Origin of the sequence: Mesorhizobium sp. M1307, assembly GCF_040318155.1 — a bacterium.
Taxonomy (GTDB): domain Bacteria; phylum Pseudomonadota; class Alphaproteobacteria; order Rhizobiales; family Rhizobiaceae; genus Mesorhizobium.
This window is the reverse complement of sequence record NZ_JAMYLR010000060.1, coordinates 1-24,448: the sequence shown is the minus strand read 5'-3', so window position 1 is coordinate 24,448 and position 24,448 is coordinate 1. Positions and strand designations below refer to the sequence as shown.

The 24,448-nt window shown below is 61.1% G+C and carries 25 protein-coding genes and 1 pseudogene; 11 read left to right on the top strand and 15 right to left on the bottom strand.

All coding sequences use genetic code 11. The features are described 5' to 3' along the window. Positions 1-189 precede the first annotated feature (189 nt). Positions 190-486: a co-chaperone GroES gene (groES, locus tag NKH16_RS32355; protein WP_352903527.1), complete on the bottom strand. Its 297-nt coding sequence runs from the start codon at positions 484-486 to the stop codon at positions 190-192. A gap of 426 nt (positions 487-912) precedes the next feature. Here groES and NKH16_RS32350 point away from each other — a divergent pair, with 426 nt between their 5' ends. Genes NKH16_RS32350 through NKH16_RS32340 form a run of 3 tightly spaced genes read left to right on the top strand, consistent with a single transcriptional unit; the run spans position 913 to position 1,988 of the window. Next, positions 913-1,275, top strand: coding sequence for a S46 family peptidase (locus NKH16_RS32350; protein WP_352492854.1), 363 nt, complete (start codon positions 913-915; stop codon positions 1,273-1,275). Positions 1,276-1,321: 46 nt separating this feature from the next. Further along, complete coding sequence (locus tag NKH16_RS32345; protein ID WP_352903533.1) at positions 1,322-1,636, top strand: S46 family peptidase; 315 nt, start codon at positions 1,322-1,324, stop codon at positions 1,634-1,636. Then, entirely contained in the window at positions 1,530-1,988 is a 459-nt protein-coding gene (locus tag NKH16_RS32340) for a S46 family peptidase (protein WP_352903531.1), read from the top strand. The genes NKH16_RS32345 and NKH16_RS32340 overlap by 107 nt, the downstream gene beginning before the upstream one ends. 459 nt (positions 1,989-2,447) lie before the next feature. On the opposite strand, the gene NKH16_RS32335 is transcribed toward NKH16_RS32340, so the two are convergent. The 13 genes and pseudogenes from NKH16_RS32335 to NKH16_RS32275 all read right to left on the bottom strand — a co-directional run bounded on the left by NKH16_RS32335 (position 2,448) and on the right by NKH16_RS32275 (position 15,323). Then, positions 2,448-3,599, bottom strand: a complete 1,152-nt coding sequence (locus NKH16_RS32335) for a porin (RefSeq protein ID WP_352492857.1) — start codon at positions 3,597-3,599, stop codon at positions 2,448-2,450. Between the two features lie 316 nt (positions 3,600-3,915). Further along, positions 3,916-4,572 carry an antitoxin Xre/MbcA/ParS-like domain-containing protein gene (locus NKH16_RS32330; protein ID WP_352474688.1) on the bottom strand — a complete coding sequence of 219 codons (657 nt, stop codon included), beginning with the start codon at positions 4,570-4,572 and terminating at the stop codon, positions 3,916-3,918. Positions 4,573-5,196: 624 nt separating this feature from the next. After that, positions 5,197-5,361: pseudogene (locus tag NKH16_RS35130) on the bottom strand (NrtR DNA-binding winged helix domain-containing protein); the annotation flags it as partial. A gap of 103 nt (positions 5,362-5,464) precedes the next feature. Beyond that, on the bottom strand, positions 5,465-5,707 hold the full coding sequence (locus NKH16_RS32320; RefSeq protein ID WP_352902629.1) for an aspartate 1-decarboxylase: 243 nt from the start codon (positions 5,705-5,707) through the stop codon (positions 5,465-5,467). Positions 5,708-5,799: 92 nt separating this feature from the next. Beyond that, positions 5,800-6,783, bottom strand: a complete 984-nt coding sequence (gene bioZ / locus NKH16_RS32315) for a 3-oxopimeloyl-[acyl-carrier-protein] synthase BioZ (protein WP_352903525.1) — start codon at positions 6,781-6,783, stop codon at positions 5,800-5,802. Then, positions 6,780-8,045, bottom strand: coding sequence for an adenosylmethionine--8-amino-7-oxononanoate transaminase (locus NKH16_RS32310; RefSeq protein ID WP_352903523.1), 1,266 nt, complete (start codon positions 8,043-8,045; stop codon positions 6,780-6,782). The genes bioZ and NKH16_RS32310 overlap by 4 nt, the downstream gene beginning before the upstream one ends. Next, the gene (gene bioD / locus NKH16_RS32305) at positions 8,045-8,680 is read right to left on the bottom strand and encodes a dethiobiotin synthase (protein ID WP_352671065.1); all 636 of its coding nucleotides are present in this window, start codon (positions 8,678-8,680) and stop codon (positions 8,045-8,047) included. Before bioD ends, NKH16_RS32310 begins: the two co-directional genes overlap by 1 nt. Positions 8,681-8,691: 11 nt before the next feature. Further along, positions 8,692-9,831, bottom strand: a complete 1,140-nt coding sequence (locus NKH16_RS32300; protein ID WP_352903521.1) for an 8-amino-7-oxononanoate synthase — start codon at positions 9,829-9,831, stop codon at positions 8,692-8,694. Continuing rightward, positions 9,828-10,826, bottom strand: a complete 999-nt coding sequence (gene bioB / locus NKH16_RS32295) for a biotin synthase BioB (RefSeq protein ID WP_352903529.1) — start codon at positions 10,824-10,826, stop codon at positions 9,828-9,830. Before bioB ends, NKH16_RS32300 begins: the two co-directional genes overlap by 4 nt. A gap of 95 nt (positions 10,827-10,921) precedes the next feature. Beyond that, on the bottom strand, positions 10,922-11,776 hold the full coding sequence (gene nadC, locus NKH16_RS32290; protein WP_352903519.1) for a carboxylating nicotinate-nucleotide diphosphorylase: 855 nt from the start codon (positions 11,774-11,776) through the stop codon (positions 10,922-10,924). Then, entirely contained in the window at positions 11,776-13,317 is a 1,542-nt protein-coding gene (locus tag NKH16_RS32285; RefSeq protein ID WP_352903517.1) for an L-aspartate oxidase, read from the bottom strand. Before NKH16_RS32285 ends, nadC begins: the two co-directional genes overlap by 1 nt. Then, entirely contained in the window at positions 13,314-14,288 is a 975-nt protein-coding gene (gene nadA / locus NKH16_RS32280) for a quinolinate synthase NadA (RefSeq protein WP_352508058.1), read from the bottom strand. The genes NKH16_RS32285 and nadA overlap by 4 nt, the downstream gene beginning before the upstream one ends. 66 nt (positions 14,289-14,354) lie before the next feature. Then, on the bottom strand, positions 14,355-15,323 hold the full coding sequence (locus NKH16_RS32275) for an NUDIX hydrolase (RefSeq protein ID WP_352515987.1): 969 nt from the start codon (positions 15,321-15,323) through the stop codon (positions 14,355-14,357). 173 nt (positions 15,324-15,496) lie between these two features. Between NKH16_RS32275 and panB the strand changes: the two genes are divergently transcribed. From panB to NKH16_RS32235, 8 genes are all read left to right on the top strand, one after another. Then, a complete protein-coding gene (gene panB / locus NKH16_RS32270; protein ID WP_352903515.1) occupies positions 15,497-16,357 on the top strand; it encodes a 3-methyl-2-oxobutanoate hydroxymethyltransferase in 861 nt (286 codons plus the stop codon). After that, entirely contained in the window at positions 16,354-17,214 is an 861-nt protein-coding gene (gene panC, locus NKH16_RS32265; protein ID WP_352515912.1) for a pantoate--beta-alanine ligase, read from the top strand. Before panB ends, panC begins: the two co-directional genes overlap by 4 nt. Before the next feature lie 94 nt (positions 17,215-17,308). Next, positions 17,309-18,034, top strand: coding sequence for a LuxR family transcriptional regulator (locus NKH16_RS32260; RefSeq protein ID WP_352453544.1), 726 nt, complete (start codon positions 17,309-17,311; stop codon positions 18,032-18,034). Between the two features lie 93 nt (positions 18,035-18,127). Next, positions 18,128-18,772, top strand: a complete 645-nt coding sequence (locus tag NKH16_RS32255; protein WP_352764637.1) for an acyl-homoserine-lactone synthase — start codon at positions 18,128-18,130, stop codon at positions 18,770-18,772. A gap of 3 nt (positions 18,773-18,775) precedes the next feature. After that, positions 18,776-19,150, top strand: a complete 375-nt coding sequence (locus tag NKH16_RS32250; protein WP_352508062.1) for a transcriptional regulator domain-containing protein — start codon at positions 18,776-18,778, stop codon at positions 19,148-19,150. Positions 19,151-19,208: 58 nt separating this feature from the next. Continuing rightward, complete coding sequence (locus NKH16_RS32245) at positions 19,209-19,619, top strand: DUF2285 domain-containing protein (protein WP_352779568.1); 411 nt, start codon at positions 19,209-19,211, stop codon at positions 19,617-19,619. 799 nt (positions 19,620-20,418) lie between these two features. After that, the gene (gene glmS, locus NKH16_RS32240) at positions 20,419-22,242 is read left to right on the top strand and encodes a glutamine--fructose-6-phosphate transaminase (isomerizing) (RefSeq protein ID WP_352903511.1); all 1,824 of its coding nucleotides are present in this window, start codon (positions 20,419-20,421) and stop codon (positions 22,240-22,242) included. 414 nt (positions 22,243-22,656) lie between these two features. Continuing rightward, complete coding sequence (locus NKH16_RS32235; protein ID WP_352496595.1) at positions 22,657-22,917, top strand: helix-turn-helix domain-containing protein; 261 nt, start codon at positions 22,657-22,659, stop codon at positions 22,915-22,917. 693 nt (positions 22,918-23,610) lie between these two features. Here the strand turns inward: NKH16_RS32235 and NKH16_RS32230 are convergent. Next, a partial coding sequence (locus NKH16_RS32230; RefSeq protein ID WP_352903509.1) for an IS1380 family transposase occupies positions 23,611-24,448 on the bottom strand: 838 nt, incomplete at its 5' end.

The window sequence follows — 24,448 nt, the reverse complement described above, 5'->3', positions numbered from 1 at the left end:
TGTCGATGACGACGTTGCGGCCCTTGGGGCCGAGCGTGACCTTCACCGCGTCGGCGAGGATGTTGACGCCGCGCAGCATGCGCTCACGAGCGTCGCGGGAGAATTTTACGTCTTTGGCAGCCATTTTTTACTCCTGGGCATTTCGCCCGAAATTCAGATTGGATGGTGCGGATGAAAGGCGGCGGCGTGTCAGCCGATGACGCCCATGATGTCCGCTTCCTTCATGATCAGAAGGTCTTCGCCATTGAGCTTGACTTCGGTGCCCGACCACTTGCCGAACAGGATGCGGTCGCCGGCCTTGACGTCCAGCGGGACGAGCTTGCCGATCTCGTCACGGGCGCCGGAACCGATGGCGATGATCTCGCCTTCCTGCGGCTTTTCCTTAGCCGTATCGGGGATGATGATCCCGCCGGCGGTCTTCGCTTCGGACTCAACCCGACGAACGACCACGCGGTCATGCAGCGGCCGGAAATTCGACTTTGCCATTTTTGGATTTCCCTGGTGCGGATGTTGAACGGTTCTCCGTTGCCGGAGCGTGGTTAGCACTCACCAGAAGCGAGTGCTAACGCGGCAGTGAGATAGGCCGTAGGCTCCTGCTAGTCAAGACGGAAGAGGGACGAGCGAAGAGCAAACGAGCGTGGAAGCACCGAGCCCTTTACGTGAAAGACGTCGGAGATCGGACATGGATGGGGCGGCTCACCATTTGTAACTGAAGGCTTTATTCATTTGGCACGATTGGTGCAGCGGATGATCCGCAAACGTTGCGCGCGACAAATATGAGAGGTGAACGCCATCAGGACTCTTGCGGTTAACGGGTCCACTCGGTGTTTACGGTGTTGGCCGCCGCGCGGGCGCCAGGACTCCGGCCATCCCGATAGTCACCAATCCAATCTGCGGAGAACAGGAGGCAAGATGAGAGCGACAGTCAGCATGAACTCGAATTTGAAATGTTTGGCCAAAGCAACTGCCATCGCCTTGCTCTGGACGGTCACGGCTACGTCGGCGGACGAAGGTATGTGGATGCCGGGCCAGACTGCGGAAGTGGGCGCGGCCATGCGCGCGGATGGGCTCCAGATCGATCCCGCCCAGCTGGGCCGTCTGGACGCTGACCCGCTCAACGCGATCGTATCACTGGGCGGATGCTCCGCCTCGTTCGTCAGTCCACAAGGTCTGGTCGCAACCAATCATCACTGCGTGTTCGAATCCATCCAATACCACAGCAAGGAGGGCCAGGACTATCTCACAGACGGGTTTCTGGCGAAGAGCCCTGGGTGAAGAATTGCCCGCGGCGCCAGGCAGCCGAATCTATGTGATCGAGGACATGCGGGATGTGACCGCCGAAATGCTCAAGGGCGTCTCGGACAAGCTGAATGAGTTTGCCCGCTATGAGCGGCTCGCCACGAACCGCAAGGCCCTGATCGCCGCATGTGAAGGACAGCCCAATCGCCGCTGCGACGTAGGGGCCTATTATGGCGGCGGCTCCTACTATCTCCAGCAGAAGCTCGAAATCGAGGACGTGCGCCTTGTCTATGCGCCCGCGCTCGGCATCGGTAACCTTCGGCGGCGAAACGGACAATTGGATGTGGCCGCGCCACACAGGCGACTTCGGCTTTTATCGCGCCTATGTCGCTCCTGATGGTTCCTCCCGGCCATATGCGCGCGACAATGTGCCTTACCGGCCGAAGAGTTGGCTACCCATAGCCTGTGAAGGCGTCAAGGAAGGCGACCTTGTGATGGTCGCCGGCTTTCCCGGCGCAACCCACCAGTTCCTGCGGCGGATGAAGTCCGGTTCAACTTCGCGCAATTCGAACCGCGGTTGCAGCCTTCGCTCTCGGATTATGCCGCCCAGATCAACCAGGCAACGGCAGGCAATCGCGAGGCGCAGATCCATTGACCGCCCGCTTCACAAATGGCTCGGTCTAAAACGCATGGGAAAAGCAGAAAAGGCAACAGATCGGCACCAGAATGAATATGGCCGCGCGAACTGACAGACGCGCCAACAATCGGCATCTCGCATGGTCCGTGGCACCGGACGTGGCACCCACCCTGCTGGCGCGACTCCCATCAGGTCGTCGGGGTTTCGCTGGCGAAAAAAACTTCCGTGTGTCTCTGCGCGATTCCTCCCGCTTGCGCGTGCCTAGTCAACCAAAAAACTGACCATCTGCAGGATCAGGATCAGCAAAAAAAAGCCAACGGCAGACGCCAAAACAGCTGCCTGCAGGACGATGCGTTGTTTCTTACCCACAGTTTCCCCGGGAGAGAGTCTGATGATAACCCTTAAAAAAGGGCGCCCGGGAACAGGGCGCCCTTCTCATCGACGAAATGCTCGGATTGGAGGTCCGTGATCAAGCAATTCGCCGAAAGCCTCTACAAGCCTCACACAATGGTTCAGCCGCAAATTAGGCTCACAGTTACTGCTTCGAACGCGGCAACGGGCTCTTCAATCCTCAGAACGAGCGCTGGAAGCGGAGGAGACCGCCGACGCTGTTCTTCTTGTCGGCATTGGTCCAGTTAGAGAAGTCCACATCCCCGAACTTGCCAGCGTGGAGATAGTCGACTTCGGCCGTGATCGTCAGACCAGGAACGATATCGTAGGCGACATTGGCGGCGATGCCGAGGTTCTTCCACTCGTCATACGCCGCCTGAAGGTTGAAAGAGGTCTTCTCGTTGAACTTGTAGGTGCCGCCGCCCCAGACGGCCCAGTTGCCACCCCACTGCTTGTAGAAGCCGCGACCGCCGGCAGGAATAGCGTAGGTCCCATCGGTTAGGTTGTCGTCGGTCCCATAGCCAGCCATAATGAACAGCGACAGTTCGTTGGTGGCGTTTACATCCAAGCGGACCTTGCCGGCTACCTCTTCGTAGTTGCTGTCGTAAGCCACGACGCCGGTGATGGCGCCCCAGCCCTGCGTGTACTTCACGCCGCCGACAAGATGCGGAACGTAGCTGTCGATCGTGCCGACGACGCCAGACCCCTCTTCGAGCGATACCACGGCGGAGAAGCCATTGCCGGCGTCGAAGTAGTACTGCACGACGTTGGTGTCGAAATCACCGTAGGGAACGAGCGTATCGTTGAGGACGTTGCCGGCATAGCCGATAAACGTATCGAAGGCCGATTCGTCCTTGCCGACGCGAAGGCCACCGAGTTGGATCCAGGCGAAGTTCAGTGTGATGCCCCTGTTGAAGGCATAGTTCTGGGGACTGTCGGGACCCGAATAGGCGTTGCGGTTACCGAAATTGAATTTGGTCTCGGTGTATGTCTTCAAAGTACCGAGTTCGGTTTCCTGGCCGGTCCAAGTCCTTAGGTCAAAGCGGGCGTTCTTGCGCCAGGTGCCCTGGTCGCTGCCGTCTTGGACGTCGTGGGTCCGCGCCCCATCGTAGGAGCCAACGTCGCCAGCGCTGATGTCGTAACGGACATAGCCGCCGATGCGCAGGCAGGTTTCGGTGCCGGGGATGTAGAAGTAGCCCGAGCCATATACGTCGCAGATCTTGACGTATTCTGCCGGTTCCGGCTCGGCGACCGTCACCGCGTCGGCGGCGCGAGCACCGGAAGCTGCGATCAGAGCCGCAGCTGAGCCGAGAAGAAGGCTCTTGATGTTCATACTTGATCTCCATTCAATGATTTTGAAAGGGGCGAGGACGTCGATGGACGAACCGCTCCCTGTCCCCACGATCGAAAAAGATGCGCATCGCAATGCATCCTTCCCGGCTCGAACGCTATTCACCGGGCGAATTAGTGCAAGTTCAAATTCCGTTTGCCAACCATATATAGAAGTATCCGTTGCATTATTGTCACTAAATCCATTGTATTACTTGCACAAATTGAACAACTGTACATTTGAACAAATCGCACAATTGGTACATCTGCTTGTGCGCACTTACATAATGCGCGGAAAGCCATCGGCATCCGGCCAATTGTCAGATAGATTCAATCAGAGAAACAGCCTGGGCGGCGGATGAAACAACTTCTGTGTTCATACCTTCTCTGAGCAATTCGATAGGGACGCGACCCTTGAGAAGAGGCGAGGGGCTGATCAGCCACAGCCAAGCCAGTCTGGGATCGGAGATCGAGGAAAGGACCTGCCTGATTCCGGGCATAGGCCTGCCGTCGATGAACTGAGCTAGGGGAAATACATGCTTCCGGGAGCCTCTCCGAAAGGCAACCACATCATTGTGTCGCTGCCACCAGTACAAAGTGGACCGCGGTATTCCAAAACGTCTCTCGAGATGCGTCGACCCCGCAACTGGACCGGCCCATTCTGCAATGCGCGCGCCTTCTCTCGGGCAATCTTTCAGAACCGGATGCCCGAGCGGATGATCGGCTGCCCGTGGTCGCGAAGCGATCTCACCCGCCTGGGCGTTTAGCCGTCGCGCTGCTTCGGCCTCGAGCCTACCAAGAAATTCGGCGGCCACGGCGGTCAATTCGTTGGAAGGAGAACCCGAAGGCGCAACGGCAGCCTTGTCACCCTGCTTCGCCTCATCGCATTGGGCAAGAATGCGCTGCACCTCCCTCATGACAAAGCTTGAAAGCTCGGTCTTGCGCTTTTCATCCCCAAGATCACTCGACGCGGACATATCTGGCTTTCCCAATAGCATTCCCTCAGCAAGCCTCCGAAAGAGCGTTGAAGACATGAAGTTTGGGGGACGGCGATGTGTTGCGTTTTCGTGTGCGCGCAACCTAGCAGCCGTCTTGCGGCTTCAACTTTTGCCTCTCAATAAAAAAGGGAAGAACATCAATGGACGACCGTCTTGCCCCCACGATCGAAACAGACGCACATCGCAGTGCACGCTTCACAGTGGGACGCTATCCGCGACGCTCATTTGTGCAAGTTTAAAGTTTAGCTTGCCAGCTTTATATAATTAGACGTTTCTTTTATGCAACACTTTTCCAAGTGTTACTTGCACAAATCGAACGTATCGCACATTTAGACGAACTGTACATTCGACAGCGACTTTGACGCACGCGTTTACTGGTGGTATACATCCTTCACCGTTGCCGCAAGGCATTGGCCCACTCGCGCGGCACCTCCTTCACGACAAAGGTTGAAAGCCCGTCCTCGGGCGTTTCATTTCCAAGATCACTTCGATCCACTCATACGGGCTTCCCGAGCGAGACCGCGGGTTCGGACTTGCGAATGAATTTCTCGTTATAACCGAATTGATTATAAGGGTATATTTCTACGTTGAGTATAAAGGATGTCAAGCCCGCGCCAGCGGCAATTTTGTCCGGGCGACAGCCGTTTCGTCGAGGACATGGTGGCGGAAGCGATAAAGCTTCGCCGGCCGACCGCCGGTATCAAAAGCACTTTCGCCGGTCTCCTCCACCAGTTCCTGCTGCTCCATCAACCGGCGAAAGTTCTGCTGAAGCGCCCCTGCCGATGTAATCGTCAACGCCGTCCGCGTCAGCGCATTGCCATCGGCGAGAAGCCGACGACATTGTTGATGACGAACGTAACGATCCGCGGCTTCAGACAGGAATGTGCGCTTCGTCCAGATGGATGGAGTGGGCTGGCAGGTTCCGGGCGGCCGCGCCGTTGAGGATGCAGCATCGAGAGCCGCGCTCGCCGAGGATGACATAGGTCGAGATTCGTGCGCCGGAAGTCTTGCTCCATGTCTCCACGAATCCATTGGCAGGATCCCGGGTTCTTGGCGTGGTCAGGGTCGAGCAGTATCGAACCGTGGTAGTTGAGCTTTGCTCGGTGACGTGGATGCCGTGCAGCTTGCCGGCGACTATTTTCGCATTGGTCCCGTTCTCCTATTCATCTCACAAAGTCAGTCCTGATGTTGAGCAGCTTCGCTGGGCTAAATCCCGACTACGAGCGCCCCGCCGCTGAGTCCCGCACCTGCCGCCGCCAGGAGTATTTTCTCGCCCGGCCGAAACGGCTCCGCTTGATTGGCGAGCGACAGTGAGAGCGGGATCGTCGCGGCGGAAGAGTTGCCATATTCGGCGATCGTTTTGACGATCAGGTGATCGGCAACGCCGAGGTTTCGCCCGACCGCATCGAAAATGCGAGCATTGGCCTGATGCGGCACGAACCGGTCGACATCCTGTGGTCGCACTCCGGCAGCGGCTAGCGCGCTTATCGAGCAATCGGTCATCATCTCGACGGCCTTTGCGAACACTTCGCGGCCGTCGGTCATCGTCATTCGGGTTTGCGCGAGGTCGAGGTCACCGTGGAACGGCTTGTTGCTTCCTCCTGCGGGAATCTGGATCAGTCCGTATCGCGAGCCGTCCGAATCCACAGAGGCACCGAGAATCCCCCGATCAGTATCCTCGCACGGACCGATCACGAGGGCGCCGGCGGCATCGGCAAACAGCACGGCGCTGGCGCGCTCAGAGGGATTGATGCGGCGGCTGAGGATATTGGCGGCGATAACAAGGCTCGCTTTGCCGTGCAGGCGGGTAAATCCGTCCGCAAACATCAGCGCATAGATGAATCCGGCACAGGCGCCGGTCAGATCGACAGCGCCGGCGCGGCCGAGCCCCAGTCGATGTGCGACCAGGGGCGCGCTGGGCGGCAGGAGGTGATCGGGCGTCGAGGTGGCAAGCAGCAGCAGACCGATGTCGTGGCGCGCAATGCCGGCGCTGGCCAGCGCCATGGCGCCGGCCTGGGCAGCAAGACCAGACAGCGTGTCTTCGTCCGTTGCCCAGAAGCGCGACCGGATTCCGGTACGCCGCTCGATCCAGCCCGGTTCGAGGCCGAGATTGTTCTCGATTTCGGCATTCGCCACCTTTCGCCCAGGCGCATGATGGCCAAACCCGAGAAGGCGCGACAACCTGCTCATGGCTTTGAGCCGAAGCGTTCGCCGGCCTCCTCGATCGCGTCATGGAGCCGATCGAGCTCGTCGCCGGTGACGCAATAGGGCGGCAGGAGATAAAGGACATTGCCGAGCGGGCGCACAAGCAGGCCGAGCTCGAGGAAAAAGGCCCGCAGCTTAGGTCCGATCTCGGCCAGATAGCCGGCAGAGCCGGCGCGCAGGTCGAGAGCCAGGATCGTGCCGATCGTGCGGCTGTCGGTGAAGTTGGCATTATCGCGAAAGCGCCGAAGGCCGGCGGCCTGCCTCGCGCTCAGGGTGGCGATCCGCTCGGCCACCGGCTCGTCACGCCAGATCTCGACATTGGCGAGTGCTGCCGCGCAGGCAATCGGATTGGCCGTGTAGGAACTCGAGTGGAAAAACGTCTTCTTGCGATCCGCCGAACAATAAGCCTGGAAGATCGCATCGGTGGCAAGCGTGGCGGCCAGCGGGATGGTGCCGCCGGTCAGGCCCTTCGAGGTGCACAGGATATCTGGAGAGATGTTCGCCTGCTCGCAGGCGAACATGCTCCCGGTGCGGCCCCAGCCGGTCATCACCTCGTCGGCGATCAGCAGCGTGCCGGAGGCTTCGGCAATCTTCTTCAATCCGGTCAGAACCGAGGCCGGATACATCAGCATGCCGCCGGCGCCAAGCACGAGCGGTTCGACGATCAGCGCGGCGGCGCGCCGGTCGCGGCTGACTGCCTCGAATCTGTCCAGCGTTGCCTGCTCGCGCCCGGCGGCCGGGAAGGGAATGGTGTCGACCTCGAACAGCAAGGGTTCGTAGGCGGCGTTGAACACGCCACGGGCACCGACGCTCATCGTGCCGATCGTGTCGCCGTGATAGCTGTGCTCCATGACGACGATGCGCGAGCGCGGCGCGCCGATGTTGCGGAAATAGCCGAGCGCCATCTTCAGCGCGACTTCGACGCTGGTCGAGCCGCTGTCGGAATAGAACACCCAGTCGAGTCCGGCGGGAGCGAGTCCGACAAGCGCCTTGGCCAAGCATTCGGCAGGCTCGTGCGTGAAACCTGCGAAGATGATCTGGTCGAGGCTCGAGGCGGTCGTCTCGATCGCCTTTATAATGCGGGGATGGCGGTGGCCATGGGTGACGACCCACCAGGAGGAAATGGCGTCCAGAATGCGCGCGCCATTGGCTTTGTGGAGATACGCGCCTTCAGTCAGGACGATTTCAGGGATCGCCGGCTCGAGCGCGTGCTGGGTGAAGGGATGCCACACACGGGATTGCGGCATCATCCGCCTCCGGCAATCAAAGCGAGGTCGAAGCCGGCAATCATCGCTTGTCTCAGCGTTTTGTCCGTCAGCGGATCGAGGTGCGGCAGCCTGCCGAGTTGCGGCACGTCGCCGAATTCCATGATCGTCCGTTGCGTATCGGTCATCTCATCGCCGATGAAGGCGATGCCAGCCAGCGGGATAGCGCGCGCCCGCAGGGCCTCGATCGACAGCAGGGTGTGATTGATTGTTCCGAGCGCGGTGCGGGCGCACAGAATGACCGGCAACTGCCATTGCTCGAATATGTCGATGAACCTTGTCCGGCGGTTCAGCGGCACCATCAGCCCGCCGGCGCCTTCAATGACGAGCGGTGTCGGCAGGACCGGAAACGAAAGATCGGCAGCCTCGATCGAAACGTCGTCGATTTCGGCCGAACGATGCGGCGAAAGCGGGCTCTTCAAGCGGTAGGCTTCCGGCAGCACGCGCCCCGACGGAAGCCCGGCAAGCCGTGCAACCGCCTCGCTGTCGGTCTCGCCGTCGAGGCCCGATTGCACCGGCTTCCAGTAGAAACCGTCAAGCAGGCCGGCAAGCCCGGCCGAAAACACCGTCTTGCCAATTCCGGTGTCTGTTCCGGTGATGACGATGCGCTTGGTCATGTCCCCTCCGGTCATGTCTGAGCCAACACCTCGACGAGCGCCTCGACCATGGCGGAAATGTCGGCTTCGCCGATATTGAGCGTCAGTGAGATGCGCAGCCGAGACGTGCCCTCGGGTACGGTCGGCGGACGAATGCCGCGTATGTCGAAGCCGCGGGCCTGCAGGCGCGCCGCCACTGCCATGGTGCGCCTGACATCGCCGATTACCAAGGGCTGGATCTGAGAGCCACTTGGTATCACGCCGCAGCGATCGACCAATTGGCGGCCTGCGAGGGCAACGCGTTCATGCAGTAGAACACGCCGCATAGGCTCGTCGGCGAGCATTGCGAGCGCTTCGCGCGCCGCGACCGCCATCAGCGGCGAGGGCGCGGTGGCGTAGATGAATGGCCGGCAACGGTTGATCAGATACTGGCACAGTGTCCTCGGCCCGGTCACGAGCCCACCAGATGCGCCGAGCGCCTTGCCGCAGGTGTGGAGCGCGACGATGTTGTCGCGGCCCTCGAAAGCGGCAGCCAGCCCCCGGCCGTCCGGTCCCCAGACGCCGGTGGCATGCGCCTCGTCAATGACGATGAATGCGTCGTGCCGATCGGCAAGCGCGACGAGGTTCTCCATCGGCGCGCGGTCGCCATCCATGCTGTAGAGGCTTTCGACAGCGATCCAGACGCATCCTAATCCGCCTTCGGCGCGCCAGCGCTTGATCGCATCCTCGACGGCATTGATGTCGTTGTGCGCGGCCAGCTTGAACTCGGCACGTCCGGCCTGTGCCCCCTCATGCATGCTGGCATGGGCGAGCTCATCGAGGATCAAAAGGTCGCCCTTCTGCGGCAGCGCCGTCAGCAGAGCGAAATTGGCGATGTAGCCGCTGCCGAAGAACAGCGCGCGGTCGGCTCCAAAGAATGCCGCCGCGTCTGCCTCGAGCTGCTCGTGTTCCGGCGCATTGCCGCGCAACAGCCGCGACCCGGTGGCGCCAACCGGCGTGCCACGCGCAATCGCCGCCGCAACCGCTTCGCCAAGTCTTTTGGAGGCGGCAAGCCCGAGATAGTCGTTCGACGAGAAGTCGCGCCCGGCGCGCGGCTTCAGCGTCCGCAGCCGGTCCTTGCGCGCCAGTCCCTGCAAGGTCGCCTCATAGCGGGCAAGCGGTGCCCCGTTCATTGCGCCTCGAGTTCCATCGGCTTGATGCCAAGGCGCCGGAACAGCAGGGTATCCTTGTCCCCACCGGGATTGTCCGCCGTAAGCAGCGTGTCGCCGACGAAGATCGAGTTGGCGCCGGCAAAAAAGCAGAGTGCCTGCATCTCGTCGGTCATGGCGGTGCGGCCGGCCGAAAGTCGGACATGCGATTTCGGCATCATGATGCGCGCCAGCGCGATCACGCGCACGAATTCGATCGGCTCGATCGGCTTGGCTTCGGCAAGCGGGGTGCCGGGGATCGGGATCAGCATGTTGATCGGAACGCTTTGCGGATGTTCCGGCAGGTTGGCCAGCGTCACCAGCATGCCGATCCGGTCCACCGGCTCCTCGCCCATGCCGACAATGCCGCCGCAGCAGACCTTGATGCCGGATTGGCGAACGTGCTCGAGCGTCTCGAGCCGCTCGGCAAAGCTCCGCGTGCTGATGATCTCGCTATAGTAGCGTTCCGACGTATCGATGTTGTGGTTGTAAAAGTCGAGACCAGCCTGCTTCAGTCGAGCGGCTTGCTCACGATCGAGCATGCCGAGCGTCATGCAGGTCTCCATGCCCAGCGCCTTGACGCCTTCGACCATCGCCACCACCGCATCCATGTCGCGCGCCTTGGGGTTTCGCCAGGCCGCGCCCATGCAATAGCGGGTTGCGCCGGCGTCACGCGCTTTCTTCGCCTCGGCGACGACGCGCCGGACCTCCATCAGCTTCGACGCCTTCAGGCCGGTCTCGTGATGCGCCGACTGGCTGCAATAGCCGCAATCCTCCGGGCATCCGCCCGTCTTGATGCTGAGCAGCCGGCTGAGCTGGACCTTGTTGGGATCGAAATTCTGGCGGTGCACGGTTTGCGCGAGGAAGAGGAGATTGTTGAAGGGGGCATCGTGAAGTGCCCGAGCCTTCTCCAGGGTCCACGCTCCAGGGTCAGGGGATTGAGCCTGTGGCGATGTCTGCGTTGGACTGGCTGTTTGCATGTCCATGCTGTTCCTCCGGTTCTGCCTTGCTTTGCTGTCTGATTGATGACGATCGGAAAGGACAGTTGATTCGATCCTGTTCGTTCCTCAGGCAATCATGAGCCCCAATAGTCGAGGCCGATATCCAGGATCGGCGCGCTGTGGGTCAGTCGGCCGACTGAAATCAGATCAACGCCGGTCGCGGCAATCGCTCGCGCTGTATCGGATGCGATCCCGCCAGAAGCCTCGGTGATAGCACGGCCGCCAACGATTGCGACGGCGCGGCGAAGATCGGCGAGGGACATGTTGTCGAGCAGAACCGCATCGGGAGCGAAGCCAAGTACCTCCTCCAACTGGGCCAGCGTATCGACCTCGACTTCGATCTTGACGAGATGACCGGCCCGTCTTCGTGCTCGCTCGAGCGCCGGGCGAACGCCGCCTGCGATGGCGATGTGGTTGTCCTTGATCAGAATTGCGTCGTCGAGGCCGAAGCGGTGATTGGATCCGCCACCTGCGCGCACGGCATATTTTTCGACTGCCCGCAATCCGGGCGTCGTCTTGCGCGTGCAGACGATCTTCGCGCCATATCCACGAACCGCAGCGACGATCGATGCCGTTGCTGTAGCGATGCCGCTCAGATGGCACAAAAAATTGAGTGCCGTCCGTTCGGCTGTGAGAATGGCCCGGGCAGGGCCAACCACTGATGCAATGACCTCTCCATCCATGACATTGCAGCCGTCTGCCCGCTCCACCGAAATTTCGACATCAGGATCAATCAAGCGGAAAGCGAGCATCGCCAGATCGAGGCCGGCGACAACTCCGGACTGGCGCGCCGCCAGCACGGTTCCCGCTTGGTGTGCCTTCGGCACGATGGCCTCCGTGGTCAAGTCGCCGGCTCTGCCAAGGTCTTCAAGAAGAGCTGCCCTTACAAGCGGCTCAAGCATGACCGTGGGAAGCGGTGAGAACGTCATCACTTTGCCCCTTCGAGGCTTGGCGAGTGTCCGAGTTCCCGCGCAGCGGCCAAGGCGGCTTCGAGGGTGATTCCGGACCGTCGGGCGACAGTCGCATGATGAGGAAAATCTGTCCGGTAATGAGCGCCGCGGCTTTCTTGGCGCAACAAGGCGGCAACCGCGATCATTAGCCCGACAGCCGCCGCATCCGAGGCCGCGTCCTTGCTTTCGGCGAGCGGCAATAAGGCACGTGCGGCTGCTTTCAAACCTTCACCATCCCGGACGATGCCGAGTGCGCGCGACAGGAAAACACGCACGGGTGTCGGCGCGGGCGATGGGTAAACGTCCGCAAACGCAGGCTTTGTTCTGCGAGCAGGCGTTCCGGCGACACTTTCAGCGACCCAGCGCGCGCACACGACGGCCTCGGTCAAGGAATTGCTGGCGAGCCTGTTGGCGCCATGCAGTCCTGTCGAAGCGACTTCGCCGCAGGCCCACAGCCCCTTGACGGAGGTCCTACCGGAGCCGTCCACGGCAACGCCACCCATGTGGTAGTGTTGGGCCGGACGAATGGGGATGAGATCGCGCGCGGGATTGATGCCGGCTCCACGACAGGCTGATGCGATTGTCGGGAAGTGTCGAGCAAATTCCGGGCCAGGCCGTTGCCGCGCGTCGAGAAAAACACGGTGGCCGTTGGCAAGATGGTTCCAGACGGCGCGCGCCAAGACATCACGAGGCGCAAGTTCCGCCCCTGGCACGCTCTGGAGAAAAGCCTGGCCGGTTTCGTCGATCAGGGCAGCACCTTCGCCGCGGACGGCCTCGCTGACCAGCACCATAGGGCGTTCCGGGCCGTCAAGCGCGGTCGGGTGGAACTGGATGAACTCGAGGTCGGCAAGGACAGCTCCAGCGCGGGCCGCAAGCGCCAGGCCCTGTCCGTAACTGCCCCAAGGATTGGTGGTGTCGAGAAACAGTCCCCCGATCCCACCGGTGGCGAGGACGACCCGCCGTGAGCCGAAGAAGACAGGTCCTATCGAACCGCTCGCCCAGACGCCTCGGATCGCATTCTCTCGCACCGCCAGCCGGCGCGCTTCCACGCCCTCCACGACAACAATCGACGGAGTGGAACGCACAGCCGCGATCAGGGCACGCATGATCTCACGCCCGGTGCCGTCACCATGCGCATGAACGATGCGACGTCGGCTGTGTGCGGCCTCCAATCCGAGGCACAGTGATCCTTTCGGCGTACGGTCGAAGGGAACCCCAAAGCCCGCAAGCCCCTCTATCGCCTTGGGCGCGGCTTGGAGGATGCGGCTCGCCACGTCTGTGTCGCAGAGACCATCCCCGGCGGCAAGCGTATCGGCCAGGTGCAGTGCCGGATCGTCGTCTTCGCCGAAACTTGCAGCCAGACCACCCTGTGCCCAGGTGCTCGAATTGTCAGCTCCCAGCAGCGTCCTGGACAGAAGCAGCACCGGCTCCGGCGCCAGTTGAAGCGCGGTCATCAATCCGGCGATGCCGCCGCCGATGATGATGGGCCGCCCGAAGAAGCTGCGGACATCGGCGCTCAAATTGCCAGCATCCGTTCGACCGCAAGCCGCGCGCGCCCGGCGATCCCGGGTTCGATGGTTACGATATGGTGGTTCTGCTCGAGCGCCATGCGGATGTTGGCAAGCGTGATCCGCTTCATGTGAGGGCACAAATTGCAGGGCCGGATGAACTCGACCTCTGGGTGCGCTAACGCGACGTTGTCGCTCATCGAACATTCCGTCATCAGCACGACACGTGCCGGCCTTTGCCTCTCGACATAGTCGGACATGGCAGCGGTCGAGCCGGAAAAATCTGCTTCAGCCACGACGTCGGGCGGGCATTCGGGATGCGCGAGCACGATCACGCCGGGATGGCTTTCGCGCAACTCGCGGATGTCGGCCGGTGTAAAGCGCTCATGCACCTCGCAATGCCCTTTCCAGGCGATGATCTGCACATCGGTCTGGGCGGCGATATTCTGGGCCAGATATTCGTCCGGCAACATGATCACCTGGGGAACGCCAAGGGATTGGACGACCGCCTTGGCGTTGCCGGATGTACAGCAGATATCCGACTCGGCTTTCACTTCGGCCGACGTGTTGACATAAGTGATGATCGGCACGCCGGGATAACGCTGGCGCATCAAGCGCACGTCTTCTGCCGTGATCGATTCCGCCAACGAACAGCCTGCCCGCAGGTCGGGAATGAGCACCGTCTTTTGCGGATTGAGCAGCTTGGCCGTTTCGGCCATGAAATGTACGCCGGCCAGCACGATGACTTGCGCCTCGATCGTCGCAGCCGTGCGGGCCAGTGCCAAGCTGTCGCCGACGATGTCGGCCACGCAATGGAAGATCTCGGGGGTCTGATAGTTGTGCGCCAGGATGATGGCGTTGCGCTCGCGCTTCAGTGCAAGGATCGCCTCGATATCCTCGACGAAAGCCGGCCATTCGATCGGCGGGATCACTCGTCGGACGCGCTCGTAGAGAAACGCGGTCGCAGGCAGCATGGCGCTCATCGACCCCTCCAGCTTATACTCTAGTTGAAAATAACCAGCATATACTTGCTGTGAGTATAAGCGATGTCAACCCCGCGCCAGCGGCAATTTTGTCCCGGCGATGACCCTCTCGTCGAGAACGGCGTGGCGGAACCGGTAAAGCTTCGCTGGCCGGCCGCCGGTCTCCGCGGTTGCCTCTCCGGTCTCTTCGACCAGCTCCTGCTGCTCGATCAGCCGGCGAAAGTTCGGCTTACGCACGAGCCTGCCGGCAAGCGCCTCCACGGTTCGCTGCAGCTGCAAAAGCGTGAAGACCGGCGGCATCAGCTCAAAGACGACCGGCCGGTATTTGATCTTGGAGCGCAGCCGCGCAATGCCGGTCGCCACGATGCGGCGATGATCGGCGACCATAGACTTGCTGGGCACCAGCGGAGGCAGCGTCGCGTCCCGTCCGCTTCCGGCCTCTTGGACCAGGCCTGCTTCGTAGACTAACTCATAGCGTTGAAGCGTGAGTTCCTCGTTCCAAAGGCGGTCGTCGAAGCCGAAGGCTATCGTCGCCCGCTGCCAGCGTTCACGTCGCGTGGCCGCGTCGCTGACGCCGTCTGCCCATTCAATCAGGCGCGGTCGCAGAACGTCCAGCACGACCGGAGGCGTGCCGGAGCGGTGGTCCTCCCATGGAAAATATTCATACCAGCTCTGCCAGCCGCACTTGGGCGAGCCAGCTGCCTGTTCCTTGCGGGTCAATGCGAGATAGCTGATGGAGATGACGCGCTGCTGGCGCTCGGCGCCGATGCGATCCCGATCCGCGAAGGTGTAGAGTTGCTCAATGTACCCCAGCGGATGGCCGGTCTGCTGCTCGACCCACCCCCTCAAACCGGATTGCAGCGATCGGTGCTCAAGCGCAAATGGTCCGGAGGGAAGGGTGTCCGCCTGGCCGATGGTGAGGACACAGGGTTCACTGTCGTTTACGGCGACGACAAAGGCGATCAGGTCCACTTTGACTTCGTCGGCCTTGACGGCGGCTCCGTCTTTCCTGGGTCCTTTTGCCTGATCGTCCATGTTCGCGAAAGTGGTTGGCCAGCTCGGGGGCGCCTGAATCGATTTAAGTGTAAGCGCGCCTGTCCGCACGTCAACACCGCACAGCTGCACGGCCATTTTTAGCTCTTCGCACTTGCACAAAAATGTGGCAAACGCGACACCCGCGGTTGGTAACGTTGGGGAAGGAGGGTCCATTGAGTGCGTTTGGTGACACCAAGGCGATCACACCGCCGGATATTCGTTCGCGCAAAGGTGGGACGCCGCTCGTCTGCCTTACCGCCTACACGACGCCAGTCGCCCGGCTTGTCGATCCCCATTGCGATGTGGTGCTGGTCGGCGACAGCGTCGGCATGGTTCTCCACGGCCTGCCCTCGACGCTCGGTGTGACGCTGGAGATGATGATCACGCACGGCAAGGCCGTGCGCCGTGGCCTCGAGCAGGCGCTGATGGTCGTCGACCTGCCGTTCGGTTCCTTCGAGGAAAGCCCCGAGCAGGCTTTCCGCAATGCCGCGCGCGTCATGGCCGAGACCGGCTGCGCGGCCGTCAAGCTCGAAGGCGGCGAAACGATGGCAGAGACGATCGGCTTCCTCGCCGCGCGCGGCGTGCCGGTCATGGCCCATGTCGGCTTGACGCCGCAGGCGATCAACACCATCGGTGGCTACCGCGTGCAGGGCAGAGGCGGGGATGCCGAGCGCATCAGGCGCGACGCGCTTGCGGTGAGCGAAGCGGGCGCCTTTGCGGTCGTGCTGGAGAAGGTTCCCGAGGCGCTCGCCCGCCGGATCACCGGGGAGGTGGCGACCCCGACCATTGGCATCGGTGCCTCGGCAGCCTGTGACGGCCAGATTCTCGTCGTCGACGACATGCTGGGCCTCTTCGGCGACTTCCGGCCCAAATTCGTCAAGCGCTATGCTGAACTGGGGGAGGCCGCTGCGGCTGCGATCGCGGCCTATGCGCGGGAAGTGAAGGAGCGCCAGTTTCCGGCCGCCGAGCACGTGTTTGCCGATGCGCCCAAGCCCGCCGACGCGGACGCGGCCAAGAGCGGAGAAGCAGCGTGAGCGTGCCGATTGTCAGGAGCGTTGCCCAGCTTCGTCAAATCGTCGCCGCATGGCGCCGCGAGGGCGTGAGGATTGCCGTGGTGCCAACGATGGGCGTCCTGCATGAGGGTCATCTCAGCCTGGTTCGCGCGGCACTCGAGAAGGCCGACCGGGTGATCGTGACGCTCTTCGTCAACCCGAAGCAATTCAACAGCCAGGCCGATCTCGCCGCGTATCCGAGCACCGAGGACGAGGATGCCGCCAAGCTGGCACCGCTTGGCGCGCACCTGCTTTATGCGCCGGATGCAGAGGAAATGTATCCGGCGGCCTTCGCCACGACCGTTTCGGTGTCCGGTGTCAGCGAGGGCCTGTGCGGTGCCTTCCGGCCGGGACATTTCGATGGCGTGGCGACCGTCGTCGCCAAGCTCTTCCTGCAGACCAGCGCTGACTTCGGCTTCTTTGGCGAAAAGGACTTTCAGCAGCTTCAGCTAGTCAGGCGTATGGCCCGGGACCTGGATATTCCAATCACCATTGTTCCTTGCCCGACAGTCCGCGAAGCCGACGGTCTTGCACTATCATCGCGCAATGTCCGGCTCTCGCAAGCAGAGCGTGCTGTTGCCCCCGAGCTATCATCGGTCTTGCTCGAGACGGCTGAGCGGCTTGCCCGCGGCTCGCCCGTCCTGCCAACGCTTGCCGAAGCGCGCGCAGCAATTCTGGCTGCGGGCTATCGCGAGGTCGAATACCTGGAACTTCGCGACGAGGCAGATCTGCGACCCATGACAAGCCTTGACCGACCTGCACGCTTGCTTGTCGCGGCCTGGCTCGGCGGCACACGGCTCATAGACAACGTCAGAATATCACGGGTTTCAACAGATTAACGGGGTTCTCGGCACGCGCTGTATCCGTCCGGGATCGTTTAAAACAAGGTCTCTGCCTGGCATCGAGCGATCACGGAGGTTACGCAAAGCGCAAATGCATCGCGTGTTTGAGAACTTCGTTGAGCAACTGTCTGCAAGTGTTGATGCTGCCGATCTCCGTGAGGCAATGGCATCCGCTGCAGCCGGCTTCGATTTTCCGCTATTCGCCTATTTCACTTACCCGTCGGCCCCCGGCGACGCCCCGCAATTGATCTCAAACTATCCTTCATCCTGGACATCACGTTATCTGCAACAGCGGTACCACAGTCTTGATCCGGTCATCCTGCGCGGGCTGCAAGGCTGGGATACCTTTGATTGGGGTGTGGATCGCGCTCGGCACTGTCTGCCGAATTCGCAGCAACAAATTCTGGAGAGTGCGGCTGAGTTTGGCATCCGCGGCGGCCTGACGATGTCCATGCATGATCATTGCGGCCGGTTTGCTGCCCTGACCTTTGCTTCCGACGAGTCCCGCCCGCCTCTGTTGCGGTCACTGACACGTTACGAAAAAGCATTGCAGCTGGTGGCCATCAACTTTCATATCCATGTCCGGCGCAGGCTCGCCGACGATCGCGTGGTGGATGGTGTAACGCTCACCCCGCGGGAGTTCGAGTGCCTGAAATGGGCGGCGCGCGGCAAGTCGGCTTGGGTTATCAGCCAGCTTCTCGGCGTCTCAAAGCGCACCGTGACCTTTCATCTGGAAAACGCCAAGGCAAAGCTTGGCGTTCGAACGATCAACCAGGCCGTTGCACGACTGGCTGCCTCCGGCCAGGCGAGATCCTGATTCGTCGGCCACGATAGCTGTAAACCTCTACAGGCTGCATCGCTGCCGGCTTTGCCCTTCGATGGCGGGAACACATCCCGCACGGAGGCGACCATGATGCAGCTGATAACACCAGACCTTTACGACGAGTTCGCAAGCGAGCTCAAAGACATGCACGGGCTGAGGTTTCGGGTGTTCAAGGAAAGGCTGGATTGGGAAGTTGATACCGAAGACCAGATGGAAACAGACCCGTTTGATGGTCTGAAGCCTGTCTATCTGCTCCTCAAGGGATCCGACTGGCGAATTCGCGGTTGCGTGCGTCTTTTGCCCAGCACCGGACCCACAATGTTGCGCGACACGTTCCCGGTGCTGCTGGGTGCTGACGTCGTGCCCTCGACCTCCGACATATGGGAGAGCAGTCGTTTCGCGCTCGATCTTCCTCCGTCGGCGCCCAAGGCAGCGGGCGGACTGGCCCAGGCAACCTACGAGCTCTTCGCGGGCATGATCGAGTTCGGCTTGGCCAAGGATCTGACCCGGATAGTAACGGTGACGGACACGCGCATGGAACGGATCCTTCGCCTCGCGACGTGGCCATTGTCGCGCATCGGACAACCCAAGTCCGTCGGCAAAACGGAGGCGGTGGCCGGGTTTCTCGAGATTTCCCGCGCGAGCCTTTTGCGCATCCGCAGCAGGGGACGTCTGAGCGGACCGGTACTGTGGCAACCGGTTCTAGGCCCGTGCGGCATTGTGGACACCTGAGCCGTGAAGGATGCTGGTCTGCCCAAGGAAGCGACGGTCGGTCTTGTATGCTGGCCGGACTGGCGTCGTCACGAAGCTTACCACTACGCCAGACGATTGCCACGCACTGCCTGGGCCTGGGAGTTTCTTCGGCGCAATCCACAATTCCAGCGCGACCACGCCAAAATGGCACCGTCCGCCTGCATTGTCGGAGCCCAGGCCGACATGAACATAATCGAGTTGACGACAGGATCATCTTTCCTAAGACAATGGAGCCTCCTTTTTCGCGGACGCGCCACAGTGGGACGCTACGTCGGCAAGGGTCTTTTGGGATCCGCGCGACTGCGCCCGTATTCTACGAGCGGCCGCGGAGCTGGTTGGGCTCGACCACGATTTTGAACCGCTTGATCTTTCGTCGCTCTCATGCTGCAAGGACATCCTGCTGACACCTGCCGGCGTGCAGCACGTGCTGCTGAGGGAGGACTGCCGGAGTCTGCAGATCGCCCTTTCCGGTGCATCCGTTCTCCGCCCGTTGCGGCTATATGTCGACGCGATCGTGCAGCCGCAGCACCTGAAGTTCCATGTCGCTGCCCTTCAGTTCCTGAACGACATCAGTGGTTGCGGCCGCCTGGCAGCTGCTTGCTTTCCGCCGGAACCCCGCGGAGCGCGTCTGCGTATCGTGCTCCAGGCTTTGGATGGCTCGCTTGCGGGAGCATCTCATCAGGAGATCGCCATTGCCCTGTTCGGGAGACGCCGTGTCGAAGAAGATTGGTCTCATCCAGGTAGCCATCTTCGCGATCAGGTGCGTCGCGCCATCCAACGTGGCCGCTACCTGATGGGTGGTGGCTATAGACAGTTCCTGATATAATTCGGGTGACAGCTCGGTGATTGTTTATCCGAAAACGGGCAGGCATCAATCTCCATTTCTCACTGCTATTGTGCCTTGTACAAAACGTGACACGCGCCTAGTTCTTCCGCTGCGGGAATCGGGTTTGAGTAATACGGACGAAGCACTAAGAACCAACGCTTTCGTGATAGTGCATTCATGCCCCGAGAATCCTGATGACCGTTACGAACCCCGACAAAGCCGGCGCTGACTGAAACGGTCGCTGAACGTGCTCTGTGGCGTGCGCCGCCTGACTCTCGGTTTCGGCCATGCCGACCAACAGCGTATTGATAGGCCATCGCGGGCTAAACTCTACCGGCGAAAGCCGCGTCAACAGCGGCAGGCATTAAACTTGATCGGCGGCGACGATGATTATGATCAACGTGACGAACACGTGAATCATGCCGACGGCGCCGACGCTGCTGATGATGATGATGCCGATCATGCGTCGCTGATGCTGCCTAACTACAGTGCTTGTGATCATGCCGATCACCGCGTGATCACGAGCGGCGGCGCTTCGTGTCAGGTGCGTAGCCGGGATGGTCGCGCATGGCCGATTGTTCCTTCGTGCCGCGGGGTGTGGGCTTGCGTTCGGTCATGAGGGCGTCAGGCGCAACGAGAAGTTTAGATCAGGGGCTCATCCATGGGGTGGATGATAGTTATCCCTACAATCAATTGTACCAATATTACCGAATACTACTACAAGATCCCCAATGAAAGCGGCCGGATGGGTATCCGTCTCGCGTGGGCTGAAGCTGCCGGCAAGAATGGGAAGACGAACATGTGCGGGATTGTTGGCATCGTTGGGCAACAGCCGGTGTCGGATCGGTTGGTCGACGCATTGAAGCGTTTGGAATATCGCGGCTATGATTCCGCCGGCGTTGCGACGATCACCGAAGGTGCCTTGCACCGCCGGCGCGCCGAGGGCAAGCTCGTCAATCTCGAGAGGAGACTGAAGGAAGAGCCGCTGAGCGGCAACATCGGCATCGGCCACACGCGTTGGGCAACCCATGGGGCCTCGACGGAACGCAATGCGCACCCGCACTTTACCGACGGTGTCGCCGTCGTCCATAACGGGATCATCGAGAATTTCACCGAGCTGAAGGACGAATTGGCGGCGGCTGGCGCCGAGTTCCAGACTGACACCGACACCGAGGTCGTCGCGCATCTCTTGGCAAGACACCGCCGGGAGGGCATGAGGCGGCAAGAGGCGATGCGTGCCATGCTGAAACGCGTCAGGGGCGCCTATGCGCTTGCCGTCCTCTTCGAAGATGATCCGTCGACCATCATGGCGGCGCGCAACGGACCACCGCTGGCGCTCGGTCACGGCGACGGCGAGATGTTCCTGGGCTCCGACGCGATCGCGCTCGCTCCCTTCACCAATGAAATTACCTATCTCATCGAGGGCGACTGGGCCGTTGTCGGCAATTCGGGCGCCCATATCTTCGATTTCGACGGCCATCCCGTCGAGCGTCCGCGCCATACCTCCACGGCCGCGGCCGATCTGGCCAACAAGGGCAGCCATCGCCACTTCATGGAGAAGGAAATCTACGAGCAGCCCGAAGTCATCGCCCATTCTCTCCGTCACTATAGCAACATCATAGAAAATCGCGCCGACACGGTTTCTGGCATCGATTTCGCCAGGATCCCGAGCTTGGCGATCTCGGCCTGCGGGACCGCCTATCTCGCCGGACTGATCGGAAAATACTGGTTCGAGCGCTATGCGCGCCTGACGGTTGAAATCGACGTTGCGTCCGAATTCCGTTACCGCGAGATCCCGTTGTCGCCGCAGTCCGCGGCTCTTTTCATTTCGCAGTCCGGCGAAACCGCTGATACGCTCGCATCGTTGAGGTACTGCAAGGAGCGTGGGCTGAAAATTGGCGCTATCGTCAATGCCTGCGAATCGACCATCGCTCGGGAGGCCGATGCGGTCTTCCCGATCCTTGCCGGACCGGAGATTGGCGTCGCCTCCACCAAGGCGTTTACCTGCCAGCTTGCGGTTCTAGCCGCACTCGCCATCGGCGCCGCCAGAGCCCGCGGGACCGTAACCGAAGACGAGCTGCAGGCGCTCGTCAGGAGCCTCGCCGAAGTGCCGCGCGTCATGGGCCAGGTACTCAACAGCATCCAGCCGGAGATCGAGTTCCTGTCGCGCGAACTGTCAAAGTGTCGTGACGTCCTGTATCTCGGCCGTGGCACCAGTTTCCCGCTAGCGATGGAAGGTGCGCTGAAGCTCAAGGAGATTTCCTACATCCATGCCGAGGGCTATGCGGCGGGTGAATTGAAGCACGGTCCGATCGCATTGATCGACGACAACATGCCAGTGATCGTCATCGCGCCCCATGATCGCTTTTTCGACAAGACCGTCTCCAACATGCAGGAAGTGGCTGCCCGTGGAGGGCGGATTATCCTCATCACCGATGAAAAAGGGGCAGCCGCATCGAAACTCAACACCATGCACACGCTCGTGTTGCCGGCTGTCGACGAGATTATCGCGCCGATGATCTTCTCGCTGCCGATACAGCTTCTTGCCTACCACACGGCGCTCTTCATGGGCACAGACGTAGACCAGCCGCGCAATCTCGCAAAATCGGTCACGGTCGAGTGATTGTGAACCTTATAGGTGGCGATGCTTGTCCATCTTCGCTGCATCGGCGGTGGAAATTGGTCGAAGGTATCAGCGTCCGCGAGGCTGGGTGGACGGTGCCGCGAATAGCCACTGGAGGCGTCAGTGAGAGTTCGAGTTGCTGTTCAAGAAAGCCATCGGGGAGAATGAGTCGTGTAGGATCGCAGGTCGAATGCGCTACAGCCGATCAGGCCATCTCATGGCGGGCAGGTTCTTAGAACTTGATCAGTAGCAGGTGAGCCGCCATATTCCGACCCGGCTGCCAATTTCAAGTGGCCCATTCCATGGATGAGGCCGGTCCGGCCGAATGGACGTCCATTTTTTTGATTTGCTGGGTGTGCGCCAGGGTCGGGGAGGAAATCTCCCGATTTGTCAGGCGCTCCCATCTTCTTGGAGATGTTTATGAAGGATTCGCGCATTCCCGAGCCAGTCTTGACGGCTATGTCGCAGGGGACCCACATCATCCGCGCTTATCGTGAGCACCTTGGGTATTCAATCGAGGACCTCGCGGTCGCGTGCGGGCTTGCCGCTCAGGAAATCCAAAACATCGAGCGGGGTCTAAAGTACAATAAGGGCTATCGGAATCGGATAGCGAGATCGCTGTCCATACCTGTGGGAATTCTTGAGGCAGAGTCGGACATATCGGACGCCGCCTGATCAGTCGGATAATCTGCAATGGGTGGAAGACCGCTCTTGTGATGTGACGTTTGCGGCTGATAGTCGTCGCTTGATTCCGTTGTACGCGAATGCCTTCTGGCGCAGTACCGCCAAGAGAATTCTCGTCCACTGTCCGAGTCAGGAACTGCACGCGGGCTCGCCGAACAGGAAGTTGGAACGCTTCGTCATGCTGTCTTAGGCGATATAGCCGCCCGGAGTGCTGCGACACGTGCACGATAGCATTGGCTCGCGAGGATGGATTGCTAACGGCGAACCCATGCTGGTCGGCAAGGTGATACTGGCTGGAGCATCAACTCGGCCGACGAGAGTGGCCCCCCATCCTAAGCAGGATCGGCCGACATGGCCGGCATCGCGAGCCGCTCTGAAAAGAGCACAGCGGGCATCCAGACGCTGCCGGGTTGACTATGGGTGTCGGAACCGCAAAAAGGGGCCGCTCTTCATGAGTGGCGTGCGCCGGCAGTCTAACCCCAAGCCCCCCGCCAGGCTGCCGGCGCGCTTCTAGCCGCCTTGATGCACACGATAAGCTTTTGACGGCCTGAAGCGACGTTGTGGTCGCCGTTGCGGTGCTTTTCCACGCGCCTCGTCAGGCGCCGGGATTGCTCCGTCGTGATGGCAGGCGGGGGTTTGCAGGTTGCGGTCGACGGGTTCGTTTCGGGGCGTCTGCCCCCATCGTTATGTCGCGAGTTGGGGGATGCGATCGAGGACGATGCGCAGGATGCGCTGGTCGGGGCACGATGTCGGCAGGTGCAGGCGGATTTGCGATTTCATCTCGACCACCCGCGCAGCGATTTTGATGAGGCGCAATCGCAGCGTGTCGAATTGGGCGACGGCAAAGCTCGAGCGCCTCGGCATCGCGGCCCGCAAGCCCCACATCAACCAGTAAGCACCGGCATGCAGGAATAGCCGGAACTGGTTGGCCGTCGCTCTGGTGCAGGATGTGCGGTCGGCGGCAAGATGCGTCTTCCACGACTTGATGTGGTTCTCGGCCGCGCCGCGCCGGCAGTAGACATCCTCGTAGAGCGCCTTGGCCTTCCCACCGGCAAGGTTGGTGACGACGAAGCGGATATCGCCACCTTGGGCGCCGACCTCGACCCGCGCGATGATGCGCTCGACGCGGCTCCAACTAGCGGCGCCGTCAACGAACTCCTTGAACCTGCGGACCTTGCCTGTCTTGGCCGACGCTTCGAAGCGCGCCGTCGTGCTGGCCTCCAGATCCGCGACATGCTTGCGCAGGGTCGTGGTGGGCGCGAGGCCAAAGATGAAGTCGACGTCGTTGGCGCGGCACCAGTCGATGACCTGCGGGTTGCAATAATGGCTATCGCCGCGGAGCAGGATTCGAATGTTCGGCCAGTTGATCCGGATCGCCCGCACCAGACGGCGCAGGTGGGGGCGGATCTCAGCCCCACTCGGCCGCTTGGCCGGTCCCAGGATCGCGCTGACGAACCGTCCCGCACCATCGAACACGACGATCGGCTGGAAGCCGTACTCGTCATGGTGGGCATTGAACAGG

Bases quoted from the DNA above. Each gene is read 5' to 3' on its own strand.
- NKH16_RS32260 (WP_352453544.1), top strand. From the start codon at position 17,309: ATGCATCGCGTGTTTGAGAACTTCGTTGAGCAACTGTCTGCAAGTGTT.
- NKH16_RS32345 (WP_352903533.1), top strand. From the start codon at position 1,322: ATGCGGGATGTGACCGCCGAAATGCTCAAGGGCGTCTCGGACAAGCTG.
- NKH16_RS32335 (WP_352492857.1), bottom strand. From the start codon at position 3,599: ATGAACATCAAGAGCCTTCTTCTCGGCTCAGCTGCGGCTCTGATCGCA.
- glmS (WP_352903511.1), top strand. From the start codon at position 20,419: ATGTGCGGGATTGTTGGCATCGTTGGGCAACAGCCGGTGTCGGATCGG.
- NKH16_RS32235 (WP_352496595.1), top strand. From the start codon at position 22,657: ATGTTTATGAAGGATTCGCGCATTCCCGAGCCAGTCTTGACGGCTATG.
- groES (WP_352903527.1), bottom strand. From the start codon at position 486: ATGGCAAAGTCGAATTTCCGGCCGCTGCATGACCGCGTGGTCGTTCGT.
- bioD (WP_352671065.1), bottom strand. From the start codon at position 8,680: ATGACCAAGCGCATCGTCATCACCGGAACAGACACCGGAATTGGCAAG.
- bioB (WP_352903529.1), bottom strand. From the start codon at position 10,826: ATGCAAACAGCCAGTCCAACGCAGACATCGCCACAGGCTCAATCCCCT.
- bioZ (WP_352903525.1), bottom strand. From the start codon at position 6,783: ATGAGCAGGTTGTCGCGCCTTCTCGGGTTTGGCCATCATGCGCCTGGG.
- NKH16_RS32340 (WP_352903531.1), top strand. From the start codon at position 1,530: ATGCGCCCGCGCTCGGCATCGGTAACCTTCGGCGGCGAAACGGACAAT.
- nadC (WP_352903519.1), bottom strand. From the start codon at position 11,776: ATGACGTTCTCACCGCTTCCCACGGTCATGCTTGAGCCGCTTGTAAGG.
- NKH16_RS32330 (WP_352474688.1), bottom strand. From the start codon at position 4,572: ATGTCCGCGTCGAGTGATCTTGGGGATGAAAAGCGCAAGACCGAGCTT.
- NKH16_RS32310 (WP_352903523.1), bottom strand. From the start codon at position 8,045: ATGCCGCAATCCCGTGTGTGGCATCCCTTCACCCAGCACGCGCTCGAG.
- NKH16_RS32275 (WP_352515987.1), bottom strand. From the start codon at position 15,323: ATGGACGATCAGGCAAAAGGACCCAGGAAAGACGGAGCCGCCGTCAAG.
- NKH16_RS32350 (WP_352492854.1), top strand. From the start codon at position 913: ATGAGAGCGACAGTCAGCATGAACTCGAATTTGAAATGTTTGGCCAAA.
- NKH16_RS32255 (WP_352764637.1), top strand. From the start codon at position 18,128: ATGATGCAGCTGATAACACCAGACCTTTACGACGAGTTCGCAAGCGAG.
- NKH16_RS32300 (WP_352903521.1), bottom strand. From the start codon at position 9,831: ATGAACGGGGCACCGCTTGCCCGCTATGAGGCGACCTTGCAGGGACTG.
- nadA (WP_352508058.1), bottom strand. From the start codon at position 14,288: ATGAGCGCCATGCTGCCTGCGACCGCGTTTCTCTACGAGCGCGTCCGA.